22 protein-coding genes and 3 tRNA genes are annotated in these 24,100 nt (G+C 71.9%); 18 read left to right on the top strand and 7 right to left on the bottom strand.

Annotated features, from left to right (window positions below; genetic code table 11):
* Positions 1 to 46: 46 nt before the first annotated feature.
* The 7 genes from aceB to AB3X52_RS06880 are packed head-to-tail and all read left to right on the top strand — an operon-like array spanning position 47 to position 8,951.
* Positions 47 to 1,657: a malate synthase A gene (gene aceB / locus AB3X52_RS06910; protein ID WP_367992621.1), complete on the top strand. Its 1,611-nt coding sequence runs from the start codon at positions 47 to 49 to the stop codon at positions 1,655 to 1,657.
* Positions 1,654 to 3,144 (top strand): FAD-linked oxidase C-terminal domain-containing protein, encoded by a 1,491-nt coding sequence (locus tag AB3X52_RS06905; protein WP_367992619.1) that lies wholly within the window; start codon positions 1,654 to 1,656, stop codon positions 3,142 to 3,144. The genes aceB and AB3X52_RS06905 overlap by 4 nt, the downstream gene beginning before the upstream one ends.
* A complete protein-coding gene (locus AB3X52_RS06900; RefSeq protein WP_367992617.1) occupies positions 3,144 to 4,352 on the top strand; it encodes an FAD-binding oxidoreductase in 1,209 nt (402 codons plus the stop codon). The genes AB3X52_RS06905 and AB3X52_RS06900 overlap by 1 nt, the downstream gene beginning before the upstream one ends.
* Positions 4,352 to 5,779, top strand: coding sequence for a (Fe-S)-binding protein (locus AB3X52_RS06895; protein ID WP_367992615.1), 1,428 nt, complete (start codon positions 4,352 to 4,354; stop codon positions 5,777 to 5,779). Before AB3X52_RS06900 ends, AB3X52_RS06895 begins: the two co-directional genes overlap by 1 nt.
* Before the next feature lie 29 nt (positions 5,780 to 5,808).
* Entirely contained in the window at positions 5,809 to 7,650 is a 1,842-nt protein-coding gene (locus AB3X52_RS06890) for an L-lactate permease (RefSeq protein ID WP_367992613.1), read from the top strand.
* Positions 7,651 to 7,659: 9 nt separating this feature from the next.
* Positions 7,660 to 8,415, top strand: a complete 756-nt coding sequence (locus AB3X52_RS06885) for an IclR family transcriptional regulator (RefSeq protein WP_367992611.1) — start codon at positions 7,660 to 7,662, stop codon at positions 8,413 to 8,415.
* On the top strand, positions 8,412 to 8,951 hold the full coding sequence (locus AB3X52_RS06880) for a DNA-3-methyladenine glycosylase I (RefSeq protein WP_367992609.1): 540 nt from the start codon (positions 8,412 to 8,414) through the stop codon (positions 8,949 to 8,951). The genes AB3X52_RS06885 and AB3X52_RS06880 overlap by 4 nt, the downstream gene beginning before the upstream one ends.
* A gap of 146 nt (positions 8,952 to 9,097) precedes the next feature.
* Here AB3X52_RS06880 and eda read toward each other — a convergent pair whose 3' ends face one another.
* From eda to zwf, 3 genes are read right to left on the bottom strand one after another with little or no spacing between them, the layout of a single operon-like run.
* Positions 9,098 to 9,721, bottom strand: coding sequence for a bifunctional 4-hydroxy-2-oxoglutarate aldolase/2-dehydro-3-deoxy-phosphogluconate aldolase (gene eda / locus AB3X52_RS06875; RefSeq protein WP_367992607.1), 624 nt, complete (start codon positions 9,719 to 9,721; stop codon positions 9,098 to 9,100).
* The gene (gene edd, locus AB3X52_RS06870; RefSeq protein ID WP_437440539.1) at positions 9,705 to 11,576 is read right to left on the bottom strand and encodes a phosphogluconate dehydratase; all 1,872 of its coding nucleotides are present in this window, start codon (positions 11,574 to 11,576) and stop codon (positions 9,705 to 9,707) included. Before edd ends, eda begins: the two co-directional genes overlap by 17 nt.
* On the bottom strand, positions 11,573 to 13,087 hold the full coding sequence (gene zwf, locus AB3X52_RS06865; RefSeq protein WP_367992605.1) for a glucose-6-phosphate dehydrogenase: 1,515 nt from the start codon (positions 13,085 to 13,087) through the stop codon (positions 11,573 to 11,575). Before zwf ends, edd begins: the two co-directional genes overlap by 4 nt.
* 94 nt (positions 13,088 to 13,181) lie before the next feature.
* On the opposite strand from zwf, the gene AB3X52_RS06860 reads away from it, so the two are divergent.
* The 8 genes from AB3X52_RS06860 to AB3X52_RS06825 all read left to right on the top strand — a co-directional run bounded on the left by AB3X52_RS06860 (position 13,182) and on the right by AB3X52_RS06825 (position 18,449).
* Positions 13,182 to 14,333, top strand: a complete 1,152-nt coding sequence (locus AB3X52_RS06860; RefSeq protein ID WP_367992773.1) for an ROK family transcriptional regulator — start codon at positions 13,182 to 13,184, stop codon at positions 14,331 to 14,333.
* Between the two features lie 190 nt (positions 14,334 to 14,523).
* Complete coding sequence (locus AB3X52_RS06855; RefSeq protein ID WP_367992603.1) at positions 14,524 to 15,921, top strand: amidase; 1,398 nt, start codon at positions 14,524 to 14,526, stop codon at positions 15,919 to 15,921.
* Between the two features lie 109 nt (positions 15,922 to 16,030).
* Positions 16,031 to 16,103, top strand: a tRNA-Thr gene (locus tag AB3X52_RS06850).
* Positions 16,104 to 16,166: 63 nt separating this feature from the next.
* Positions 16,167 to 16,243 (top strand) — tRNA-Met (locus AB3X52_RS06845).
* 36 nt (positions 16,244 to 16,279) lie between these two features.
* A complete protein-coding gene (gene rpmG, locus AB3X52_RS06840) occupies positions 16,280 to 16,450 on the top strand; it encodes a 50S ribosomal protein L33 (RefSeq protein WP_367992601.1) in 171 nt (56 codons plus the stop codon).
* 157 nt (positions 16,451 to 16,607) lie between these two features.
* Positions 16,608 to 17,018, top strand: a complete 411-nt coding sequence (locus AB3X52_RS06835) for an FAS1-like dehydratase domain-containing protein (protein ID WP_367992599.1) — start codon at positions 16,608 to 16,610, stop codon at positions 17,016 to 17,018.
* Positions 17,015 to 17,422, top strand: coding sequence for a MaoC/PaaZ C-terminal domain-containing protein (locus AB3X52_RS06830; RefSeq protein ID WP_367992597.1), 408 nt, complete (start codon positions 17,015 to 17,017; stop codon positions 17,420 to 17,422). Before AB3X52_RS06835 ends, AB3X52_RS06830 begins: the two co-directional genes overlap by 4 nt.
* Positions 17,415 to 18,449: a UDP-N-acetylmuramate dehydrogenase gene (locus tag AB3X52_RS06825; RefSeq protein ID WP_367992595.1), complete on the top strand. Its 1,035-nt coding sequence runs from the start codon at positions 17,415 to 17,417 to the stop codon at positions 18,447 to 18,449. The genes AB3X52_RS06830 and AB3X52_RS06825 overlap by 8 nt, the downstream gene beginning before the upstream one ends.
* Before the next feature lie 26 nt (positions 18,450 to 18,475).
* On the opposite strand, the gene rlmC is transcribed toward AB3X52_RS06825, so the two are convergent.
* The 4 genes from rlmC to AB3X52_RS06805 are packed head-to-tail and all read right to left on the bottom strand — an operon-like array spanning position 18,476 to position 22,483.
* Positions 18,476 to 19,600, bottom strand: coding sequence for a 23S rRNA (uracil(747)-C(5))-methyltransferase RlmC (gene rlmC, locus AB3X52_RS06820; RefSeq protein WP_367992593.1), 1,125 nt, complete (start codon positions 19,598 to 19,600; stop codon positions 18,476 to 18,478).
* 19 nt (positions 19,601 to 19,619) lie between these two features.
* Positions 19,620 to 20,219 (bottom strand): DUF4190 domain-containing protein, encoded by a 600-nt coding sequence (locus AB3X52_RS06815; RefSeq protein WP_367992591.1) that lies wholly within the window; start codon positions 20,217 to 20,219, stop codon positions 19,620 to 19,622.
* A gap of 29 nt (positions 20,220 to 20,248) precedes the next feature.
* Positions 20,249 to 21,262 (bottom strand): adenosine deaminase, encoded by a 1,014-nt coding sequence (locus AB3X52_RS06810; protein WP_367992589.1) that lies wholly within the window; start codon positions 21,260 to 21,262, stop codon positions 20,249 to 20,251.
* Complete coding sequence (locus AB3X52_RS06805) at positions 21,263 to 22,483, bottom strand: pyridoxal phosphate-dependent aminotransferase (RefSeq protein ID WP_367992587.1); 1,221 nt, start codon at positions 22,481 to 22,483, stop codon at positions 21,263 to 21,265.
* 224 nt (positions 22,484 to 22,707) lie between these two features.
* Here AB3X52_RS06805 and AB3X52_RS06800 point away from each other — a divergent pair.
* The 3 genes from AB3X52_RS06800 to nusG all read left to right on the top strand — a co-directional run bounded on the left by AB3X52_RS06800 (position 22,708) and on the right by nusG (position 23,974).
* Positions 22,708 to 22,780, top strand: a tRNA-Trp gene (locus AB3X52_RS06800).
* 33 nt (positions 22,781 to 22,813) lie between these two features.
* Positions 22,814 to 23,056 (top strand): preprotein translocase subunit SecE, encoded by a 243-nt coding sequence (gene secE, locus AB3X52_RS06795; protein ID WP_367992585.1) that lies wholly within the window; start codon positions 22,814 to 22,816, stop codon positions 23,054 to 23,056.
* Between the two features lie 51 nt (positions 23,057 to 23,107).
* Complete coding sequence (gene nusG / locus AB3X52_RS06790; protein ID WP_367992771.1) at positions 23,108 to 23,974, top strand: transcription termination/antitermination protein NusG; 867 nt, start codon at positions 23,108 to 23,110, stop codon at positions 23,972 to 23,974.
* The last annotated feature ends 126 nt before the right edge of the window (positions 23,975 to 24,100 follow it).

Here is a 24,100-nt window from a genome sequence, read left to right as displayed (position 1 = left end):
AGAAGATTGATTCCACGATGCGAAATACCGCAGGTTGGAGTGCGAGATGGATGTTCCCGCAGGCGTCGAGATCGCCGGCACGATCGGTGAGCGGTACGACGAGATCCTGACCCCGCAGGCGCTGGAGCTGATCGCCCTGCTCCACCGCGAGCTCGAGAAGCGCCGCGAGGACCTGCTCGCGCGCCGTGGGCAGCGGGTGCAGGGGCTCGCGGCCGGCGGGACGCTCGACTTCCTCCCGGAGACCAGGGAGATCCGCGAGGACCCGAGTTGGCGGGTCGCGCCGCCGGCGCCCGGCCTGGTCGACCGCCGGGTCGAGATCACCGGCCCGACCGAGCGGAAGATGACCATCAACGCGCTCAACAGCGGTGCGAAGGTGTGGCTGGCCGACCACGAGGACGCCAACACCCCGCTGTGGGAGAACGTCGTCGGCGGCCAGCTCAACCTGCTCGACGCGATCCGCGGCACGATCAGCTTCGACGACGCCAAGAGCGGCAAGCACTACGAGGTCACCGCCGCGGAGCAGCCGACGATCGTCGTACGCCCACGGGGCTGGCACCTGCCGGAGAAGCACCTCCTCGTCGACGGGGCACGCACCAGCGGTGGGTTGGTCGACTTCGCGCTCTACCTCGCGACCTGTGGGCAGCTGCAGATCGACCGCGGGCAGGGGCCCTACTTCTACCTGCCGAAGATGGAGTCCCACCTCGAGGCCCGGCTGTGGAACGACGCCTTCAACCTCGCTCAGGACTTCCTCGGCATCCCGCGCGGCACGATCCGGGCGACGGTCCTCATCGAGACCTACCCCGCGGCGTTCGAGATGGAGGAGATCCTCTACGAGCTGCGCGACCACTCCGCAGGGCTCAACGCCGGCCGCTGGGACTACATGTTCAGCGTCATCAAGTGCTTCCGCACCCGCGGCACGGAGTTCCTGCTCCCCGACCGCAACAGCGTGACGATGACGGTGCCGTTCATGCGCGCCTACACCGAGCTCCTGGTCCGCACCTGCCACAAGCGCGGCGCGCATGCCATCGGCGGGATGGCCGCCTTCATCCCCAGCAAGGACCCGGAGGTCAACGAGGTCGCGTTCGCCAAGGTCCGTGACGACAAGACCCGGGAGGCCAACGACGGCTTCGACGGCTCCTGGGTGGCCCACCCGGGCATGGTGGCCACCTGCAAGGAGGTCTTCGACACGGTGCTCGCCGAGCGGGGCCTCGGCGAGAGCCCGCACCAGCTCGACCGGCTCCGCGAGGACGTCCACGTCACCGCCGAGCAGCTGCTGGACGTGAAGGCCACCCCCGGGGACATCACCGAGGCCGGCCTGCGCAGCAACATCTCGGTCGGCATTCAGTACGTCGAGTCGTGGCTGCGCGGCATGGGCGCGGTGGGCATCAACAACCTCATGGAGGACGCCGCGACCGCCGAGATCTCCCGCAGCCAGGTCTGGCAGTGGCTCCACAACGGCGTGACGCTCTCGAACGGCACGACGGTCACCCGCGAGCTCGTCGAGCGGCTCATCGACGAGGAGATGGCGAAGATCGCCGAGCGCACCGACACGACGCAGGGGCGCTGGGCGGACGCGCGCAGGACCTTCACCGAGATCTCCCTCGCTGAGGAGTACGCCGAGTTCCTCACCCTGCCCGCCTACGAGCAGATGCCGTGATCCCCGTCGAGCCCCGCGAGGCGGCGATCGGGCGGCTCACCGCCCGGGCGCGGGAGCTGCTGCGCCCCGAGGGGGTGATCACCGACCGGGCGCGGCTGCGCACCTACGAGTGCGACGGGCTCGCGCACTACCGCGTCACGCCGGCCCTGGTCGTCATCCCCGACGACGCCACCCAGCTCGCACAGATCGTCCGGGCCTGCGCCGAGCTGGGCGTCCCGTACGTCGCCCGCGGCTCCGGCACCGGGCTGTCGGGAGGGGCCCTGCCGCATGCCGACGGCGTGCTGATCGTCACCTCGCGGCTGCGCGCCATCAAGGAGGTGCGGGTGGAGGACCAGCGGGCGGTCGTCGAGCCGGGTGTGGTCAACCTCGACGTGACGCGCGCGGCGACGCCGTACGGCTACTACTACGCCCCCGACCCGTCCTCCCAGCAGGTCTGCTCGATCGGCGGCAACGTCGCGGAGAACTCCGGCGGTGCCCACTGTCTCAAGTACGGCTTCACCACCCATCACGTCACGGGCGTCGAGATGGTCACGCCCGACGGCGAGGTCGTCAGGCTGGGCGGGGACGCGCCGGACACGCCGGGCTACGACCTCCTCGGCGCGGTCGTCGGCTCGGAGGGCACGCTCGGTGTCGTCACGGAGGTGACCCTGCGGCTCACCCGGCTGCCGGAGAAGGTCGTCACGGTCCTCGCCGGGTTTCACTCGACCGATCATGCGGGCGCGGCGGTCTCGGCGATCATCGCGGCGGGCGTCGTCCCGGCCGCCATCGAGATGATGGACGCGCTCTCGATCGAGGCGGCCGAGGCTGCCGTCCAGTGTCACTACCCGGTCGGGGCCGGCGCGGTCCTCGTCGTCGAGCTCGACGGGCCCTCGTCCGACGTCGATGCGGAGTACGCCGACATCACGCGGCTCTGCGAGGAGAACGGCGCCTTCGAGGTGCGCACGGCGACCGACGCCGTCGAGCGGGCGCTGATCTGGAAGGGCCGGAAGTCGGCGTTCGCCGCGGTGGGCCGGATCAGCCCCGACTACATCGTGCAGGACGGCGTCATCCCGCGGACGGCGCTGCCCGAGGTCCTGCGCCGGATCGCCGCGCTCGCGGAGAGCTCGGGGGAGTCCGGCGTGCGGGTCGCGAACGTCTTCCACGCGGGCGACGGCAACCTCCACCCGCTCGTGCTCTTCGACGACGCCGTCGCAGGGGCGGGCGAGGCGGCCGAGGCGGTCAGCCGCGCGATCCTCGATCTGTGCATCGAGCACGGCGGCTCGATCACGGGCGAGCACGGCGTGGGGCACGACAAGGCGCCCTCCATGGCCCGCATGTTCGGCGAGGACGACCTCGACACGATGCAGCTCGTCCGATGCGCCTTCGACCCCGACCGGATCTCCAACCCGGGCAAGGTCTTCCCGACCCCGCGGTTGTGCGGTGAGCGTCCCGGCCGCCGCCAGGGCGTCCATCCGCTGCAGGAAGCCGGCCTCGCGGAGGTCTTCTGATGGAGCGGACGGCCGGCCGGCTCGGGACCACCGCGGTCGACGGTGTCCCTGCCGGGCGCGTCGAGCGGCCGACGAGCACGACGGAGGTGTCCGCGCTGCTGCGCGAGACCGCGGCCGCCAAAGAGACGCTCGTGCCGTGCGGTGCCCGGACCAAGCTCACCTGGGGGCTGCCGCCGGACTCCGCCGACGTGCTGCTCGACCTGTCCGCGTTGCGCGGCGTGGTCGAGCACCAGGCCGGCGACCTCATCGTCACCGCCCGTGCGGGCACCCCGCTCCGCGAGGTCCAGGAATGCGTCGCCGCGACCGGCCAGCGGCTCCTCGTCGACGAGACACTCCCGGGAGCGACCGTCGGCGGCACCCTCGCCACCCATGCGAGCGGCCCCCACCGGCTCGTCGGTGGCACGATGCGCGACCTGCTGATCGGCGTCACGCTCGTGCGCGCGGACGGCGTCGTCGCCAAGGCGGGCGGGAAGGTGGTCAAGAACGTCGCCGGGTACGACGTCGGCAAGCTGCTCGTCGGGTCCTACGGCACCCTCGCGGTGGTCACGGAGTGCACCTTCCGCCTTCACCCCGTCCCCGCGGCCCGACGCTGGCTCACCGCGCGGGTCGGCTCGGCCGAGGAGGCGCAGGAGCTCACCCGGGCGGTGGTCCACGCGCAGGTCGTGCCGGCGGCGGTCGAGATCGCGCTCGACCCGGCCGGCGACGGGGCGCTCTCGGTCCTCCTCGAGGGGCGGCCCGACGGCGTGGCGGGCCGGGCCGGCGTCGTACGCGAGCTGTGGGGAGGGCCGGCCGAGTCCGGCGACGCGCCGGAGGGCTGGGGCGCCTACCCGTGGGACCCGAGCGTGACCGGCGAGGACCGCGCGGTCGCGCTCAAGCTGGCCTTCCGGCTCTCTGGGCTCCGCGATGTGCTCACCGAGGCGCGTGGGCTCCGGATCCGCGGATCGGCCGGCGCCGGCGTGCTCTATGCGGCGCTCGGGGTCGAGGCGGGCCGGGGGAGTCACGAGGAGGTCGCAGCCACCGTCGAGCGGCTCCGCGGCGTCTGCGCCCACCACCACGGCAGCCTCGTCGTCCTCGACGCCCCGGGCTCGCTCAAGCCGGCGCTCGACATGTGGGGACCGGTGCCGGCGCTCGGACTGATGCAGCGGGTCAAGGACGAGTTCGACCCCGACCACCGGCTCTCCCCGGGCAGATTCGTAGGAGGGATCTGATGACCGCCGTGGACCCCGTGCCGGGTGAGGCCGGGTCGATCGCCGACCCGCGCAGCTACGCCTCGGGGGCGTTCGACGACCACCGTCCACCGGACGCCGCGCTGCTCGGTGACTGCGTCCACTGCGGGTTCTGCCTGCCGACCTGTCCCACCTACGTGCTGTGGGGCGAGGAGATGGACAGTCCCCGCGGGCGGCTCTACCTGATGAAGGAGGGCCTCGACGGCGCTCCGCTCGACGACGCCATGGTCGAGCACTGGGACAACTGCCTGGGCTGCATGTCGTGCGTGACCGCCTGCCCCTCGGGCGTCCGCTACGACACCCTCATCGAGCAGACCCGCGCTCAGGTCGAGCGACACCACGAGCGCCCGATGAGGGAGAAGGCACTGCGCGGACTGGTCTTCGCGCTCTTCCCCCACCCGGGTCGCCTGCGGCTCCTGCGCGGTCCGATCCGCGCCCTGCAGCGGACCGGGCTCGACCGGGCGCTGCGCCGCAGGGTCACCAAGCCGGGGGGCCTCCTCGAGCGGATGGCGCCCCACCTCGCCGCCATGGAGCGACTCACCCCGCCGCTGCAGCCCGCGGAGCGGATGCCCGCACGGATCCCGGCCCAGGGGACGAGGCGGGCCACGGTCGCGATGATCACCGGCTGTGTCCAGGACGCGTTCTTCCCCGAGGTCAACGCCGCGACCGCGCGGGTCCTCGCCGCGGAGGGGTGCGAGGTCGTCGTACCTGCCCACCAGGGCTGCTGCGGTGCGCTCTCGGTCCACAACGGCCGCGAGGAGGAGGCCCAGCGCTACGCACGGGCCATGATCGACACCTTCGAGAAGGCCGACGCGGCGCACGGGCTCGACGGGGTCGACTACGTCGTCATCAACGCCGCCGGCTGCGGCTCGACGCTCAAGGACTACACCCGACTCCTGGCCGACGACCCGGCCTACGCGTCGCGGGCGGCCGCCTTCCAGGGCAAGGTCCGCGACATCGCCGAGGTCCTCGACGAGCTGGGACCGGCGGCCGAGCGTCACCCACTGCCGCTGACCGTGGCCTACCACGACGCCTGCCACCTCGCGCACGCCCAGGGCGTGCGGGCGCAGCCGCGGCGGCTGCTGGCCGGCATCCCAGGCCTGGAGGTCCGCGAGATCGCCGACCCGGAGATCTGCTGCGGGTCGGCGGGGGTCTACAGCATCCTCCACCCCGAGGCGGCCGCGGAGCTGGGCAGGCGCAAGGCCGCCGCCATCGTCGACACCGGCGCGGAGGTCCTCGTGACCGCCAACCCGGGCTGTCTCCTGCAGGTCGCCTCGTCGATCCCGGCCAGTGCTGACCTCGGTGCGCACGCCATGGGCATGGCCCACCTGGTCGAGGTGCTCGACGCCTCGATCCGGGGCCTCGCTCCCGACCGGCTCAGGTCCGCCCGGTCGACGGACACCTCCTAAAAGAACCATCCCCGCAAGGGAGAGTCACCATGTTCCAGCAAGATCTCGACCCGGTCGGTGGGTCGCTCGGGCTCAGCGCCCTGTGCGCCGCGATCCCGCTCCTCGTGCTGTTCGTGCTCCTCGGCGGCCTGCGCATGCGCGCCTGGCTGGCCGGGATCATCGCCCTGGTGGTCTCGCTCGTCGTGGCGGTGGCGGCCTTCGACATGCCCACGACGCAGGCGCTCCTCGCCGGCAGCGAGGGCGCGGCGTACGGATTCTTCCCGATCCTGTGGATCGTCGTGAACGCCATCTGGGTCTACAACCTCACCGTCGCCACCGGCCACTTCGCGGTGCTGCAGCGGACCTTCGCCAAGGTCAGCCCCGACCAGCGGATCCAGGCGATCATCGTCGCGTTCTGCTTCGGGGCGCTCCTGGAGGCGCTCGCCGGCTTCGGCACGCCCGTCGCCATCACCGTCGTCATGTTGATGGCGCTCGGCTTCAAGCCGCTCAAGGCGGCCGTCGTGGCCCTCGTCGCCAACACCGCGCCGGTGGCGTTCGGCGCGATGGCCGTGCCGATCACGACGCTCTCCTCGGTCGCCATGGGGGCCAACAACGACCCGCGCCTCGACGTCGACACGCTCGGCTCGATGGTCGGCCGTCAGACGCCGATCCTGGCGGTCATCGTCCCGCTGTTCCTCGTCCTCATCGTCGACGGCCGCCGCGGGTTGGCGCAGACCTGGCTGCCGGCGCTCGTCACCGGTCTCGCCTTCGGCGTGGGCCAGTTCGTCTCCGCCAACTTCGTCTCCGTCACGCTGGCCGACATCGTCGCCTCGCTCTTCTCCGCGCTGGTGCTCGTCGGCTTCCTCCGGGTCTGGCACACGCGGGAGGTCGTCGCCCCCACCGTGCACGCCCCGGTGCCGCGCGGCGGCGACCGCGTCGTGGTCCCTGACGGCGTCGCGATGGCCGGCAGCAGCATCGGCGGTACGACGGCCGCCAGCGTCCCGGGTCGCACGGGTCGCACGGGTCGCGCCGGTCGATCCGACGGGGCCGGCGGTGGCCGCCGCGTCGGCGGTACGCCGGACGCCGGGTCGGGCACGGGCGGCGCCCATGCCGCGGCGGCGGGCACGGACGGCGCCCCGGGTGACAGCCGGCGCGACGTGCTGCTCGCCTATGCGCCGTACGCCGTCATCATCGTGCTGTTCGTGGTCACCAACATCACCGCGGTCAAGGAGCAGCTCGCCAAGGAGCCGTGGACCCATCCGGTGCACTGGCCCGGCCTCAACGTGCTCAACACCGCCGGCGACCCGGTGTCGACGACGACGTTCGCCCTCAACTGGCTCCCCGCGGCGGGCACGATCCTGCTCATCTCGGGCCTGATCACGACCGCGATCCTGCGGATCACGCCGACGGTGGCCGCGCGCACCTACGTGAAGACCTACGTCGACCTGCGCTCGGCGATCATCACGGTGATGGCGGTCCTCGGGCTGGCGTACACCATGAACCTCTCCGGCCAGACCGCCTCACTCGGGTCCTGGCTGGCGGGCGCGGGCGGGGCGTTCGCGGTGATCTCGCCGGTGCTCGGCTGGATCGGCGTGGCCGTGACGGGGTCGGACACCTCGTCGAACGCGCTCTTCGGGGCCCTGCAGGTGCAGACCGCGTCGAAGGCGGGCCTGGACCCGCTGCTCATGGCGGCCGCGAACTCCTCCGGTGGTGTCCTCGGCAAGATGATCAGCCCGCAGAACCTCGCGATCGCCGCGGCCGCCGTCGGCCTGGGCGGCCGGGAGGGCGACATCTTCCGGCGGGTGGTCGGCTGGAGCCTGGTGATGATCGCGTTCATGTGCGCCCTCGTGGGGCTCCAGGCCACCGGCGTCCTGGCCTGGATGGTCCCGTAGGGTCGGGCCATGGTCGAGAGCATGTCCCGCCCGGCCGGGGCGGTGCAGTCGCTCGACCGTGCGCTCGACCTCCTCGAGGAGCTCGCCCGGGCCGAGGGCCCTCGGGGCGTGGGCGAGCTCAGCGAGCTCACCGGGCTGGCGCAGGGCACGGTCCATCGGCTCCTCCAGGGGCTGCACGTGCGGGGCTATGTCCGCCGGGACGCCGCCCGGAAGTACTCCCTGGGGACCGCCTCGCTGCGTCTCGCCGACGCTGCCCACCGCTCCCTGGTCCGCACCGCCCGGCCCTATCTCGCCGAGCTCGTACGGCTCTCGGGAGAGACCGCCAACCTCGCCGTCCTGGAGGGCGACGACGTCGTCTACGTCGGTCAGGTCCCCTCGCCGCACACGCTCCGCATGTTCGCCGAGGTCGGGCGGCATGTCCCGCCCCACTCCACCGCGGTCGGCAAGGTCCTTCTCGCCGACCAGCCGGTCGACCGTACGACGGCGCTGCTGCGCCGCACCGGCCTGCCGCCGCGGACACCGACGACGATCACCGACCTCGCCGCCTTCCTGACTGAGCTGGCGCAGGTCCGCGAACGCGGCTGGGCGGTCGACGAGCAGGAGCAGGAGACCGGGGTGCGCTGCGTCGCCGTCCCCGTCGGTCCGCCGGGCAGCGTCGTCGCCGCGCTCTCCGTCTCGGGGCCGGCCGACCGGTTCGCCGAGGAGGCGACCGACGGGCTGATCGCGACGATGCAGCGGATCGGACAGGAGCTGGGAGCAGGATGAAGGACCTGGTCAGGTGCGCATGGGCCGGGAGCGCGGGCGTCATGCAGGACTACCACGATGCCGAGTGGGGCGTGCCGGTCACCGGCGAGGCGGCGTACCTCGAGCGCCTCACCCTCGAGGCCTTCCAGTCCGGGCTGTCCTGGTCGACGATCCTCCACAAGCGCCCGGCCTTCCGGGCCGCGTTCGAGGCCTTCGAGGCCGACGCGGTCGCGGCGTTCACCGACGAGGACCAGGCGCGGTTGATGCAGGACGCCGGCATCGTCCGCAACCGTCTCAAGATCGCCGCAGCGGTCACCAACGCCCGCGCGACCGTCGCGCTCCGCGAGGACGGCGGACTGGAGCGGTTCGTGCTCTCCTTCGCGCCCGAGCGGGAGGTGGCGGCGACCGAGACCGTCTCGCCGGAGTCCACCGCGCTCTCCAAGGCGCTCAAGAAGCGCGGCTTCGTGTTCGTCGGACCCACCACCATGCACGCGCTCATGCAGGCGATCGGCATCTTCGATCCGCACGACCCCGCCTGCTTCCGGCGCGGGTCGTGAGGCCGCCGCGGCGCGCGGTCGTCTAGGGATGCAGACGAATGCGCACTCCCCGTGCGGAACTCCGCTAGGGGAGCGACCGTTCGGCTGCATCCCTGGCTGAGCAGTCGTCGGCGTCTAGACCTGAGCGTCGCGCACGCCGCGCCTCCTCAGCGCAGCGTGGCCGCCTCGTGCGCGAGCACGGTGACCCGCGCCCAGTCGCCGGCCGCGAGGACGTCCCTCGGCGTGAGCCAGGAGCCGCCGACGCAAGCGACGTTGGCGAGGGAGAGGTACGCCGGCGCGTTGGCCGCGCTGATGCCGCCGGTCGGACAGAAGACGGCGTCCGGGATCACCGTGGGCAGCGTGGAGAGGTAGCCGACGCCCCCCGACGCCTCGGCCGGGAAGAACTTCATCGTCCGGTAGCCCGCCTCGAGCACGGCGATCGCCTCGGAGACGGTGGCGGTCCCCGGCAGGAAGGGCAGGCCGGTGTCGGCCATGGCGGCGAGCAGCGTCGGCGTGCAGCCGGGGGAGACGAGGAACTGGGCGCCGGCGTCGAGCGCCTGCTTCGCCGCGCCGGGCGAGGTGATGGTCCCGGCGCCGACCGCCACCTCGGGCACCTCGGCGGCGATGGCGCGGATCGCGTCGAGGGCGACCGGGGTGCGGAGGGTGAGTTCGACGAGGGGCACGCCGCCGGCGGCGAGCGCGCGAGCGACCGGCACGGCCTGCTCGACGGCGTCGACCACGACGACGGGGACGACCGGGGAGAGGGCGAGGACGTCAGACGCGCTGGGCAACGGGGGACTCCTGGGGCTGCGTGAGGGCGGTGAAGACGGAGGCGCCGGTGTCGGCGGAGCCGACGGTGGCGCGGAACGCCGAGAAGAGCTCCCGTCCGGTGCCGGTGAGCTCCTCGTCGTGGGGCGCGCGACCGGTCGAGGGCCGGGCGGCGAGCTCCTCGGTGGCGACGTGGAGGACGAGCCGGCCGGCGTCGGCGTCGACGGTGATGAGGTCGCCGTCGACGACCCGCGACAGCGGGCCTCCGAGAGCGGCCTCGGGCGTCACGTGGATGGCGGCCGGGACCTTCCCCGACGCGCCCGACATCCGCCCGTCGGTCACGATCGCGACCCGGAAGCCGCGGTCCTGCAGCACGCCGAGCGCCGGGGTGAGCTTGTGGAGCTCGGGCATGCCGTTGGCCGCCGGGCCCTGATAGCGGATCACCGCGACCAGGTCGCGCCCGTCGCACTCGCCGTCCTGGAAGGCGGCGAGGAAGTCGGCCTGGTCGTCGAAGACCATCGCCGGCGCGGTCACCACGCGGTGCTCCGGCGCGACCGCGGAGGTCTTGATGACCGCCGTACCCAACTCGCCGTGGAGGACGCGAAGCCCGCCGTCCGGGGAGAACGGGTCGTCGGCGGGGCGGAGGACCGCACGGTCGCCGGACACCGACGGGCCGTCGACCCAGGTGACCTCCCCGTCCGCGGCGAGGCGCGGTTCGCAGGCGTACGCCGCCAGCCCGCGCCCCAGCACGGTGCGGACGTCCTCGTGGAGGAGGCCGTGCTCCAGCAGCGTGCGGATCAGGAAGGCGATGCCGCCGGCCGCGTGGAAGTGGTTCACGTCGGCCTGCCCGTTGGGATAGATCCGGGCGAGCAGCGGCACGACCGCCGAGAGCTCGGCCAGGTCGTCCCAGGTCAGCACGATCCCGGCGGCGCGGGCGATGGCGACCAGGTGGAGCGTGTGATTGGTCGAGCCGCCCGAGGCGAGCAGCGCGACGCAGGCGTTGACGACCGCCCTCTCGTCGACGATCTCGCCAATGCCGGGCGCACCCTCGAGCGACAGCCGGGTGACGCGCGCGGCCGCGGCCCGGGTGAGGGCCTCGCGCAGCGGCGTGTCGGGGCTGGTGAAGGAGGCGCCCGGGAGGTGCAGCCCGAGGACCTCCATGAGCAGCTGGTTGGAGTTGGCGGTGCCATAGAACGTGCACGTCCCGCGCGAGTGGTACGACGCCGACTCCGCCTCGAGCAGCTCCTCGCGCCCGACCCTGCCCTCCGCGAAGAGCTGCCGGACGCGCGCCTTCTCGGCGTTGGGCAGCCCGGACGCCATCGGCCCGGCCGGGACGAACACCGTCGGCAGGTGGCCGAAGGAGAGCGCGCCGATCAGCAGGCCGGGGACGATCTTGTCGCAGACGCCGAGCATCAGCGTGCCGTCGAACATGTCGTGGGAGAGCGCGATCGCGGCCGACATCGCGATGACGTCGCGGCTGAAGAGCGAGAGCTGCATGCCGTCGCGGCCCTGGGTGATGCCGTCGCACATCGCGGGCACTCCGCCCGCGACCTGGGCGATGCCGCCGGCCTCGAGGACGGCCTGTTTGAGGACCGGCGGGTAGTCGGCGTACGGCGCATGCGCGCTGAGCATGTCGTTGTAGCTCGTGACGATGGCGACGTTGGGCTTGAGGCCGGCGCGCAGCGCCGCCTTCGCGGTCGGGTCGGCCGCGGCGAAGCCGTGGGCGAGGTTGCCGCAGCCGAGTCGGCCACGGGCGGGGCCGCGCGAGGCGGCGGCACGGACCCGGTCGAGGTAGGCCGAGCGACCGGCCGCCGAGCGGTCGGCGATGCGCCGGGTCACGGCCTCCACGACGGGGTGCACAGGCGAGGGTGGGATCACAGATACTCCTGCCACGAGCGGCCGTCGCGCTCGATGAGCGTGAAGGCCGCGGACGGACCCGGCGTCCCCGCCGGGTAGGGCTTGGGTGGCAGCCCGGAGGCTGCCCAGTGCTGCAGGATCGGCTCGCACCACGCCCAGGCGGCCTCGACCTCGTCGCGACGCATGAAGAGCGTGGGGATGCCGCGGATGACGTCCATGAGCAGTCGCTCGTAGGCGTCGGGGGAGCGGTTGGCGAAGGTGGTGGCGTAGCTCAGGTCGAGCGACACCGGCCGCAGCCGGTAGCCGCCGGGGCCGGGCTCCTTGGCGGTGAGGTGGAGCTGCATCCCCTCGTCGGGCGAGACCCGGATGGTGAGCTTGTTGGGCTCGGTCAGGCCCTCGCGGTGGGGGAAGACATCGGTGGGGGTGGCCTTGAAGACGATGACGATCTCGGAGAGCCGGCGGTCGAGCCGCTTCCCGGTCCGCAGGTAGAACGGCACCCCGGCCCAGCGCCAGTTCGAGACCTCCGCGCGCAGCGCCACGAACGTCTCGGTGGTGCCGTCGCCGGCCTCGAGAGCCGCGATCTCCTCGTCGTACGCTGGCACCGGCCGCCCCTCGACGTAACCGCTGCGGTAGCGGCCGCGCACGACGTCGTGGTCGACGTCCTCGGGCGTCATGGGCCGGAGCGCCTGCAGCACCTTGAGCTTCTCGTCACGCACGTCCTCGCGGCCGACCTCGAGCGGCGGCTCCATCGCGACGAGGCAGAGCAGTTGGAGCAGATGGTTCTGCACCATGTCGCGCAGCGCCCCGGACGCGTCGTAGTAGGCCGCGCGGTCGCCGACGCCCAGGGTCTCGGAGACCGTGATCTGGACGTGGTCGATCCACTGGCTGTTCCACAGCGGCTCGAGGAAGGTGTTGGCGAAGCGGGTGACCAGCAGGTTCTGCACGCTCTCCTTGCCGAGATAGTGGTCGATCCGGAAGATCTGCGACTCGGCGAACACGCTGCCGACGGCGTCGTTGACGACTCGCGCGGAGGCGAGGTCGTGGCCGATCGGCTTCTCCAGGACGACGCGGGACGGATCGGCGGCCACCCCACCGCTGCCGAGGTGGCGGCAGATCGTCTCGTAGAGCACGGGCGCCACGGCGAGGTAGAAGACGCGGACCGTCCCCGCGAAGTCCCGGCGGTCCTTGAGTCGGCCGTAGAGCGCGTGCCAGTCGTGGTCGTCGGTGACGTCGAGGGTGAGGTGGTGGAGCCGGCCCAGGAGTCGCTCGACGACGGTGAGGTCGTGCTGCTCCGCGGGGACGTGCTCGGCGAGGGCCGTGCGAGCGATCGCGCGGTAGGCGTCGTCGTCGTACGCCGCCCGGCTCAGCGCGAGGACGCGGGTGTCCTCGGGCAGGCGGCCCTCGCGGTCGCACTGATAGAGCGCCGGCAGCAGCTTGCGGAGCGCGAGGTCGCCGGTGCCGCCGAAGACCGTGAAGTCACAGTGCTCGGGAAGCGGATGGCTGGCCGGGGCAGCGCCGCGGGTTCGGGTCATGTGACTACCGTCGCATCGATATTTGATCGATACAAGCACCAGAAAGGTATTTTTAAGGCAGAAGTCACCACCTTATGATGCGCGAGTGACCGAGATGTCGACCGCTGGTGACGTGCTCCAGCTGATCCGTACCGGCCAGGCCGCGACCCGCACCGACCTGCGCCGTCTCACCGGCCTCTCGCGCACCGCCGTGGTCGCGCGGGTCGCCTCCCTCGTCGACGCCGGGCTCGTCGTGCTCGGCGAGGAGCTGGCCTCGACCGGTGGTCGTCCGCCGGGGGCGCTCGTGTTCAACCAGGACGCCGGTGTCGTCCTGGCCGTCGCGGTCGGGCGCAGCCGCAGCCAGCTGGCGATCTTCGACCTCGACGGCCGTGAGCTGGTGGGGGACACCCGCGACCATGCGGTCGGCATCTCCGCGGAGGAGCTCATGCCTCAGCTGGTCGAGCGGCTCCACAAGATGATGGAGAGCGTCGACCCGCCGGTCCTCGGCATCGGCATGAGCCTGCCCGGCATCGTCGACCCGGTCCGTCGGGTGAGCGTCGACTCGCCCGTCATGGGCGGCTGGGACGGGGTCGAGCTGGCGCCGTACTTCGCCGAGCTCACCGACGCGCCCCTCGTGCTCGCCAACGACGCGGAGACGCTCGCCCGCTCCGAGCTCTTCGGTCCCGGGCCCCATCCGCGGGACGCGCTCGTCGTGAAGGCCTCCACCGGTCTCGGTCTCGGTCTCATCGCCGAAGGGCAGGTGGTCCACGGTCATCTGGGCGCGGCCGGCGAGATCGGCCACACCCGGCTCGAGGCCGCCGGCGACCGGCCCTGCCGGTGCGGCTCGTCCGGCTGTCTCGAGACCGTCGCCGGCGGATGGGCCCTCGTCCAGCGGCTGGTGGAGTCGGGGGTCGACGCCGGCCACGTCCGCGACCTCGTCACCTCCGCGCTCGCCGGTGACGCCGTCGCTCGCGGCCTGCTGCGTGAGAGCGGCCGGTACGTCGGCGAGCTGCTCGCCATTGCGATCAACCTGCTCAACCCGGAGGTGGTCGTGATCGGCGGCGACATGGGGGCCGCATTCGACCTCTACACCGCCGGGGTCCGGGAGAGTGTCTATGCGCGCTCCACCGCCCTCGCCACGCGGGAGCTGGTCTTCCAGCCCGCCCGTCATGCGGACTCGGCCGGGCTGGTCGGCTGCGCGGCGATCGCCATCGAGCACGTCCTCGCCCCGGCCACCATCGACCGCCGCCTCAGCGCGTCGCTCTGAGGAGTCGCCCGTTCCGCGCGAGGAGTCACCCGTTCTGCGCGAGGAGTCACCCGTTCCGCGCAAGAGGGCGCCCGTTCCGCCCGAGAGGTCACCGATTCTCCGCGCGGGGTCGCCGTCCGGCGTACTGACTTCTCGGGACGATCCGGCGGCCTCTCGCCGGGCGCTGGCGTCGGGTCGCTAATTTGTCGACATGGCTCGTGTGCATGCGTTCACGGACGATGCTCTCGGCGCGCTGGACGCGGTCGGCGTGTGCGAGGCGATCCAACGCCGCGCGATCTCGCCGAGCGAGGCCGTGGAAGCGGCCATCGCGCGGATCGAGCGGGTCGACCCGGAGCTGGGTGGGATGGCCTATCGCACCTTCGACCGGGCCCGCGTGGAGGCCGCGGGCCCGAGGACCGGGTTCTTCGCCGGCGTGCCCACGCTCATCAAGGACAACGTCGACGTCGCCGCCGTGCCGACGCGGCACGGCACCGACGCGTACGCCGCCCGGCCGGCACGCCGCAACGGCGAGCTCACCAAGATGCTGATGAAGATGGGCCTGGTCTCGCTCGGCAAGAGCCAGCTCTCGGAGTACGGCTTCTCCGGGACGGCCGAGCATCCTCGCCTGGGCGCCGTGCGCTGCCCCTGGGACACCGACCGGGTGGCGGGCGCCTCGTCGGCGGGCGCCGGCGCGCTCGTCGCGGCCGGTGCCGTCCCGATCGCCCACGGCAACGACGGTGGCGGCTCCATCCGGATCCCGGCGAGCGTCAACGGACTCGTCGGCCTGAAGCCGACGCGCGGCCGGGTCGCTCAGGACCGGTTCTTCCAGCTGCTGCCGCTGCGGATCGTCGCCGACGGGGTCCTGACCCGCACGGTCCGCGACACCGCCGTCTTCCTGCGTGAGGCGGAGAAGGTCCACCGTGACCTCTCCCTGCCGCCGGTGGGCGACGTCGCCGGTCCCGGCCGCAAGCGGCTGCGGGTCGCGGTCTTCACCGAGGCGCTCGGCCGCAGTGCGAGTCCGGAGGTCGCCGACCTCGCGCTCAAGACCGCCGCGCTGCTCGAGGAGCTCGGTCACGTCGTCGAGCATGCCGTCGCACCGCTCCCGCCGACCCTGCCGGAGGACTTCGTCCTCTTCTGGGGATCCCTCGCGCTCACGCTCGTCAGCACCGGTCCCGTCCGCGGCCGGACCTGGGACAAGGCCAGGCTCGACAACCTCACACTGGGGCTTGCGGCCCACTGCCAGCGCAACCTGCGCCACCTCCCGGGCGCCGTACGCCGGCTCCGGGCCATCGAGGCGGCGATGGAGGACTTCCACCAGACCTACGACGTCGTCCTGACGCCGACCGTCGCCCATGAGACGCCGGAGGTCGGCTACCTCGCTCCGACCCGCGACTACGAGACCGTGATGGGGAGGCTCATGGACTGGGTCGCCTTCACTCCGCTGCAGAACGTCACCGGCGGGCCGGCGGTCTCGCTGCCGCTGCACACCACCGCGGCCGGCCTGCCCCAGGGGATGATGCTGGGTGCGGGGCGTGGACAGGAGGCGACCCTCCTCGAGCTGGCCTTCGAGCTCGAGCAGGCGCGTCCGTTCGCCACGCTCGCGCCGTGACCGAGACGGGGTCGGTGCGGGCCGGAAAGCACCTCTGACCTGGGCGGACGACGTCGAGTGCGGCTCGATTTGTCGCCCTCGCGGGACCCCTGTAATGTTCTCGCCCGTCGCCCCTTTAGCTCAGTCGGCAGAGCGTCTCCATGGTAAGGAGAAGGTCTACGGTTCGATTCCGTAAAGGGGCTCGAAGCAGGCGGTCCGCCGGTTCGTTCCCGCAAGGAATAGATCGGCGGTCGCAGGCTGTTAGAGGCGGGGTAGCTCAGGCGGTTAGAGCGCACGACTCATAATCGTGAGGTCGCGGGTTCGATCCCCGCCCCCGCTACCAGCCCAACCGCACCGATCAGCAACAAGAGGACTTCCCGTGGCCAGCAAGAGCAGCGACGTTCGCCCCAAGATCACTCTCGCCTGCGTTGAGTGCAAGGAGCGCAACTACATCACGAAGAAGAACCGCCGCAACGACCCCGACCGGATCGAGCTGGCGAAGTTCTGCCCCCGCTGCCGCAAGCACCAGCCGCACCGCGAGACCCGCTGAGCCTCGCGACTCGCTGATCGTCGCAGCAGGTCTTCACCAGAAGGGCCCGTCCACGGTGGACGGGCCCTTCTGGCATCTGCGACGGCCGTCGATGCACGAGCCGTCCGCCGCGGAGCCTCGAGGCCGGCGCGCCGACCGCACTCACTAAGGTGGATCCATGCCTGTCGACCAGTCGCTGGTGGGTCGTGTCTTCCCGCCCACCAGGCCCTACCGGGTCTTTGAGGAGAAGGTGCGTGAGTTCGCCGCGGCGAGCGGAGCCGGGTGGGAGAGCGGCGACCCGGTGCCCGCGACCTTCCCGATCGTGCTCGCCTTCGAGGCGATGAACGCCTTCCTCGACGAGGTCGGGGTGGAGCTCTCCCGGATCGTCCACGGTGAGCAGCGGTTCGCCTACGCGCGCCCCGTCGTCCCCGGCGACGTGCTCACCGCGACGCTCTCTGTCGCCAGCCTGCGTCAGATCGGCGGCAACGACATCATCGGCACGGTCTCCGAGCTCACCGACGACCGCGGGGCGCTGGTCTGCACCGCGACGGCGACGCTCGTCCACCGCGGCCCCGAGGAGGAGCAGTGACCGAGCAGGTCCTCGAGCAGGGGCAGACCTTCGGGCCGACGACGTTCCCCGTCACCCGTGCGGCGCTCGTCCGCTACGCCGGCGCGAGCGGTGACTTCAACCCGATCCACTGGTCCGATCGGGTCGCGACCGCGGTCGGCCTCCCGGGCGTGATCGCGCACGGCATGTTCACCATGGCGCTGGTCGCGCGTGCGGTCTCGGAGTGGACCGGCGGTGCCGAGGTGGTCGAGCTCGGCGGGAAGTTCACCAACCCTGTCGTCGTCTCCGATGACGAGGACGGCACCACTGTCACGGTCGCGGGCACGGTGAAGACCCTGGCCGACGGCCTGGCGACGATCTCGCTGGAGGTCACCAGCGCCGGACAGAAGGTCCTCGGGATGCCGAAGGCCGTCGTCCGTGCCTGAGCTGCTCGCCGACCACACCACCCTGCGGCTGGGCGGTCCGGCGGCCGAGCACATCGTCGCGACGACCGAGGCGGAGCTCACCGAGGCGGTCTCGGCGGCGGACGCCGCCGGGCGACGCGTCCTCGTCCTCGGCGGCGGCAGCAATCTGGTGGTGGCCGACGAGGGCTTCGACGGCACGGTCGTCGAGGTCGCGACGTCGGGCATCACCCCGGACACGGACGACCCCTCGTGTGGCGGCGTCCTGGTCACGGTCGCGGCCGGCGAGACCTGGGACGACCTCGTCGCGCTCGCCGTCGACAAGGGCTGGGTGGGCGTGGAGGCACTCTCCGGGATCCCCGGGCGGGTCGGCGCGACGCCCATCCAGAACGTCGGTGCCTACGGCCAGGACGTCTCCCAGACGATCTGGTCGGTCCGGGTCTGGGACCGCACGCTGCGCGGCATCCGCACCTTCGCCAACGCCGACTGCGGCTTCGGCTACCGCTGGTCGCGGTTCAAGGCCGACCCCGACCGCCACGTCGTGCTGTCGGTGACCTTCCAGCTCACCCTCGGCGATCTCGGCGATCTCGGCGCTCCGGTCGCCTACGCCGAGCTGGCGCGCGCCCTCGGTGTCGCGCCGGGCGACCGGGTTCCCGCACGCGACGTACGCGCGGCGGTGCTGGGCCTACGCCGCGGCAAGGGCATGGTGCTCGATGCCGACGACCATGACACCTGGTCGGCCGGCTCGTTCTTCACCAACCCGGTGGTCGATCCCACGCTCGTGCCCGACGGCGCGCCGTCGTACCCCCAACCGGACGGCACGGTGAAGACCTCCGCCGCCTGGCTCATCGACCATGCCGGCTTCGGCAAGGGGTATCCCGGCCACGGTCCGGTCACCCTCTCCACCAAGCACACCCTCGCCCTCACCAACCGCGGCGATGCCACGACCGCCGACCTGCTCGCACTCGCCCGCGAGATCCGGGACGGTGTCCGCGACCGGTTCGGGATCACCCTGGTCAACGAACCGGTGCTCCTCGGCGTCACCCTGTGAGGCCGACTCGGCGCGGATGGTGCGGATCACCGCTCCAGGAGGACGAGGACCTCGTGGTGGGGCGTGTTGGGGAACATGTCGAGCAGCCGGGCGGAGACGGGCCGCAGCGACGGCATCGCGGCCAGGTCGCGCGCCAGCGTGTCGACGTTGCACGAGGAGTAGACGACGTGACCGACGCCTGACGCCTCGAGCCAGCCGGCGAGCGTCGGGCCGATCCCGCGCCGGGGCGGGTTGACCACGACCAGGTCCGGCGCCTTCCCGGCTCCCGCTTCGAACGCGTACGACGTCGCGTCGCCCGCCAGCCAGGTCGTGCCACCGATCCCGAGGCTCGCGGCGCTCGCTGCCGCGGCCTCGACCGCCGCTTTGCTGGACTCGACCCCGGTGACGGACCGCGCCGGCGAGGCGACGTGCAGGCCGAAGCCGCCGACGCCGCAGTAGAGGTCCCACACGGTCGTCGGCGAGGCGGCGTCGACGAGGTCGCGGGCATGCCGGTAGAGCGCGGCCGCCACCTCGGTGTTGGTCTGGAAGAAGCTGTGCGGGCGGAGGTGGAGGTCGATCCCGTTGACCCGCATGGTGAGCGCCTCACGCTCGGTCAGGAAGATCTCCTCGGGGCCCTCCAGGATGGCCTTGTGCTCCGGCTGCAGGTTGACGGACGCGACCGCGACCGGCAGTTCCTCACGCAGTGAGGGAAGGTGCTTCCGGATCCGTCCGACCGCCTCGGTGGAGCGCAACACCCATCGGACCATCAGCTCGCCGTCGGTCGACTCGGTCGCGATGACGTGCTTGAGCTCGCCGCGCCGCTCGGGCACGGAGTACGGCGTCAGCCCGGCCCGCGTCACGAAGCGACGCAGCGCCGGCAGGGCCGCTTGGAGCCCGGGTGCGTGCAGGCCGCAGGCGAGCAGGTCGACGCCCCGGCCGGCGTGGTCGAGGATGCCGAGCGTCGGCTCCTCGACCGTGCCGGCCACGACCATCTTCGCCTTGTTGCGGAACCCCTCGTCCGGGCTGCGGACCGGCTCCTCCCAGCGCAGGGGCGCCACCGCGGCCAGGGCCTGGGACACCCGCTCCTGCTTGCGGGCCAGTTGGTCGTCGTACGCCTGGCCGAGCCAGTGGCACGAACGGCAGACGCCGGCGTCGAAGTAGGAGCAGCGCATCAGGTGGTGGGGGAGCGGTTCAGCGGGGGAGGGCGAGCGCGGCCAGGGCGTTGTAGTCGTAGGTGTTGTCGTAGTCGTAGCTGCTCGACCCTCCGTCGGAGGCCACGGCGACGATGATGATGAGGATGATCGCGATGATCGCCAGCGCCAGCAGGACACAGCCGATGATGCCCAGCACGAAGCCGGTCTGCGCCTCCGAGCGCCCCATGAGCCGCCCGCCCGAGGCGTCGATCCGCTTCTTGGAGTTCAGCCCCATGACGAGCGCGACCGGCGAGAGCAGGATCGTCACGCCGCAGATGAACATCCCGCCCACCGCGACGATGCCGAGGACCATCGCCGTCGTCGCGCTGCCGTCCTTCTGCGGGAGGTTGCCGTACGGCGTCGCCCCGTAGGGCTGCTGCTGGCCGTACGCCGGCTGCCCGTACGGCTGTTGGCCGTAGGACGGCTGCCCATAGGGCTGCTGGCCCTGCTGGCCCTGCTGGCCGTAGGGCGGTTGCTGCCCGTACGGCGTGCCGTAGGGGCTCGGCGGCGGGGTGGCGGGGCCGCCCTTGCCGAGGTCCACGCGGGGCTCGTCGGGCTGCTGGTCGTCAGGCTGGGGGTCGTAGGGGTTCCCGGTCATGGTGGTCAGTCTTCCGTAGTCGGCGGGTTTCAACCCTGCTGGAGCCAGGTGTCGATGTCGGCGAGGATCGCGGCGGTCACGGACTCCGGCGCGGCGGACGCCCGCACGGACATCCGGGCGAGCTCGGCGAGCGTCTCGTCCGAGAGGTCGTGGGCCGCGCGCATGGTGGCGTACTGTCCGGCCAGCCGCGACCCGAAGAGCAGCGGGTCGTCCGCGCCCAGCGCCACCGTCGCACCGGCATCGAGCAGCGTCGGCAACGGCACCGAGGAGAGGTCGGTGTAGACCCCGAGCGACACGTTGGAGGTCGGGCAGACCTCGAGGGTGATCCCGGCCGCGGCGACGAGATCGAGCAGCTCGGCGTCCTCCGCCACGCGTACGCCGTGGCCCAGCCGGTCCGCGTGGAGCGCGTCGATCACGGTCCGGATGTGCTCGGGTCCACGCAGCTCGCCGCCGTGAGGCACGAGGAGCAGACCGGCGCGCTCCGCGATCGCGAAGGCGTGGTCGAACTCCTCCGTGCGGCCGCGGCGCTCGTCGTTGGAGAGACCGAACCCCACGACCCCACGGCCGGCGTACTGGGCGGCGAGCCGGGCCAGCGTGCGCGCGTCGAGCGGGTGGCGGGTCCGGTTCGCGGCGATGACGAGCGTGATCCCGAGGCCGGTCTCGCGGGACGCCTCGGCGACGGCGTCCAGCACGAGCTCGGTGAATGCGGTGACCCCGCCGAAGCGCGCGCCGTAGCCCGAGGGGTCGACCTGGATCTCCAGCCACCGCCCGCCGTCGCGCACGTCGTCCTCGGCGGCCTCGCGCACGAGCCGGCGTACGTCGGCCTCCGTGCGCAGGACCGAGCGGGCGACGTCGTAGAGCCGCTGGAAGCGGAACCAGCCCTTCTCGTCGGCGGCGCTCAGCCGCGGCGGCCACTCCGCCACGAGCTGGTCGGGAAGGTGGATCCCGTCGCGCGCCGCGAGCTCGAGCAGCGTGGCGTGCCGCATCGCCCCGGCGAAGTGCAGGTGCAGGTGCGCCTTCGGCAGCGCCCGAAGATCGCGCAACTAGCTGAACAGCTTCTGGAGGCGGGTGATGCCCTCGACGATGTCGTCGTCGCCCATGGCGTAGGAGAGCCGGAGGTAGCCCGGCGCTCCGAACGCCTCGCCCGGGACGATCGCGACCTCGGCCTGCTCGAGGATGAACTCGCTCAGCTCCGCGGAGGTCTCGATGACCTTCGGGCCGGCCGCGGTGACGTACTCCTTGCCGAGCAGGCCCTTGACGGACGGGAAGGCGTAGAACGCGCCCTTCGGGGTCGGGCAGACGACGCCGGGGATGTCGTTGAGCATCGAGACGATGAGCGTGCGTCGCCGGTCGAACGCCTCCTTCATCACCTCGACGGCCGAGAGGTCGCCGGAGACCGCGGCGAGGGCGGCGCGCTGAGCGACGTTGTCGACGTTGGAGGTGGCGTGCGACTGCAGGTTGGTGGCGGCCTTGACGATGTCGGCCGGGCCGATGAGCCAGCCCACCCGCCAGCCGGTCATGGCGTAGGTCTTGGCGACGCCGTTGAGGACGACGGTGTAGTCGGCGACCTCGGGGCACAGCACCGGGAGCGAGCCGGTCTCCACGCCGTCGTAGGTCAGGTGCTCGTAGATCTCGTCGGTGACGACCCACAGACCCTTCTCCGCGGCCCACGCGCCGATCGCCTGGATCTCGGCGGTGGTGTAGACGGCGCCGGTCGGGTTGGACGGGGAGACGAAGAGCAGGACCTTCGTCTTCTTCGTCAGGGCCGCGTCGAGCTGCTGAGGAGTGACCTTGTAGTCCTGGGTCTCGTCGGCGAAGACCTCGACCGGGACGCCGCCGGCGAGCTTGATCGCCTCGGGATAGGTCGTCCAGTACGGCGCCGGCAGGAGCACCTCGTCGCCCTCGTCCAGCAGGGCCGCGAACGCCTCGTAGACCGCCATCTTGCCGCCGTTGGTGACCAGCACCTGCGCCGCCGTGACGTCGAGCCCGGAGTCACGCTTGGTCTTCGCCACGATCGCGTTCTTGAGCTCGGGGAGCCCGCCGGCGGGGGAGTAGCGGTGGTTCTTCGGGTCGCGCGCCGCCTCGACCGCCGCCTCGACGACGTAGTCGGGGCTCGGGAAGTCGGGCTCGCCGGCGCCGAAGCCGATCACGGCGCGGCCCTCGGCCTTGAGCGCCTTCGCCTTCGCGTCCACCTTCAGCGTGGCGCTCTCGGCGATGGCGCCGATCCGCGCAGAGACTCGTCGTTCGCGAGGCAGAGAGGTCATGCGCCCATGCTACGGGGAGCGGCCGGTCTGGCGAGCATCGGTTTCGGCCCGTCGTACGCCGCCGGCGACCGAGCCCGCGACGCGGCCCGCACGGGCGCCGCAAGCCCCGATATGCCCCCACTTTTGGTGTCGGGACCGCCGGCCCCGTAGACTCCACGCTTGGTGGTTTCGCCACATGCTGAAGCGCGCCCTCAACCAGCGCTCCCAGCCGTGTGATCCATCGAAGGGCACTAGCTCAACTGGCAGAGCATCGGTCTCCAAAACCGAAGGTTGGGGGTTCAAGTCCCTCGTGCCCTGCAAGACCCGGAAGTTCTAGGAGAGGTGACGGACGTGACGGACAGCAAAGCGGTCCCCACGCCGCGCGAGCGCAAGAAGGACGAGCGCACGACTCTCCCCGTCTTCTACCGGCAGGTCGTCGCCGAGCTGCGGAAGGTCGTCTGGCCGACGCAGCAGCAGCTGACGACGTACTTCCTGGTCGTGCTGGTGTTCGTGGTCGTGCTGATGGCGATCACGTCGGCACTCGATCTGGGCCTGGGCAAGCTGGCGTTCTGGGTCTTCGGCGGCCGGGACTGACCGGTCGGAAGACCGCCTGAGCGAACCTGGAAGTGAATGGCAATCGAAGGTATGGAGCAGCGCGTGTCTGAGCAGGACTACACCGACGAGACGGTGACCTCGGGGAGCCCCGAGGCCGAGCCGTCCCTCGACGCGACCGCCTCCGAGGAGATCGCGGAGGCCGGCGACGTGGCGGCCGAGGCCGACGAGGTCATCGAGCCCGACACCTTCGACGCCGAGCTCGACGACGCCGTGGACGGTGTCGAGGACGACGCCGAGACCGGTGACGAGGCCGAGCCGGCCGCCGACGAGAACGACCCGCTCGAGGCGTTCCGCCGCGAGCTGTGGGCCAAGCCCGGTGACTGGTTCGTGATCCACACCTACTCCGGCATGGAGAACCGGGTGAAGTCGAACCTCGAGAACCGCATCGTCTCCCTCAACATGGAGGACTACATCCACGAGATCGTGGTCCCCACCGAGGAGGTCGCGGAGATCAAGAACGGCCAGCGCAAGATGGTCAAGCGCACCGTCCTCCCTGGCTACGTCCTGGTCCGCATGGATCTCACCGACGAGTCCTGGGCGGCCGTCCGCCACACCCCGTCGGTGACGGGCTTCGTGGGCCACAGCCACCAGCCGGTTCCGCTGTCGATGACCGAGGTCGAGAACATGCTCGCCCCCGCCGTCGTCGCGCAGGCCGAGGCCGAGGCTGCGGCCGCCGGTGCCGCCGCCGCGGCCGGTGCCACCACCGCGAAGAAGCCGGTCGAGGTCGCCGACTTCGGCGTCGGTGACTCGGTCATGGTCGTGGACGGCCCGTTCGCCACACTCCACGCGACGATCACCGAGCTCAACGCCGAGTCGCAGCGCGTCAAGGCCCTCGTCGAGATCTTCGGCCGCGAGACGCCGGTCGAGCTCAGCTTCTCGCAGATCCAGAAGGTCTGAGTCCTCCCGGGGCTCGCGCTCCGGATTTCACGCTGAGCCCGATGGGCGCGGACAATGTCCGGGTTGCTCAGCAACAGCCAGGTGGCAGAGGGGTACGTCGTACCTCTCGTCATGACCACGGGAAGA

This window comes from Nocardioides eburneus (assembly GCF_040838215.1).
Lineage (GTDB): Bacteria > Actinomycetota > Actinomycetes > Propionibacteriales > Nocardioidaceae > Nocardioides > Nocardioides eburneus.
This window is presented reverse-complemented; position numbering and strand designations above follow the sequence as displayed.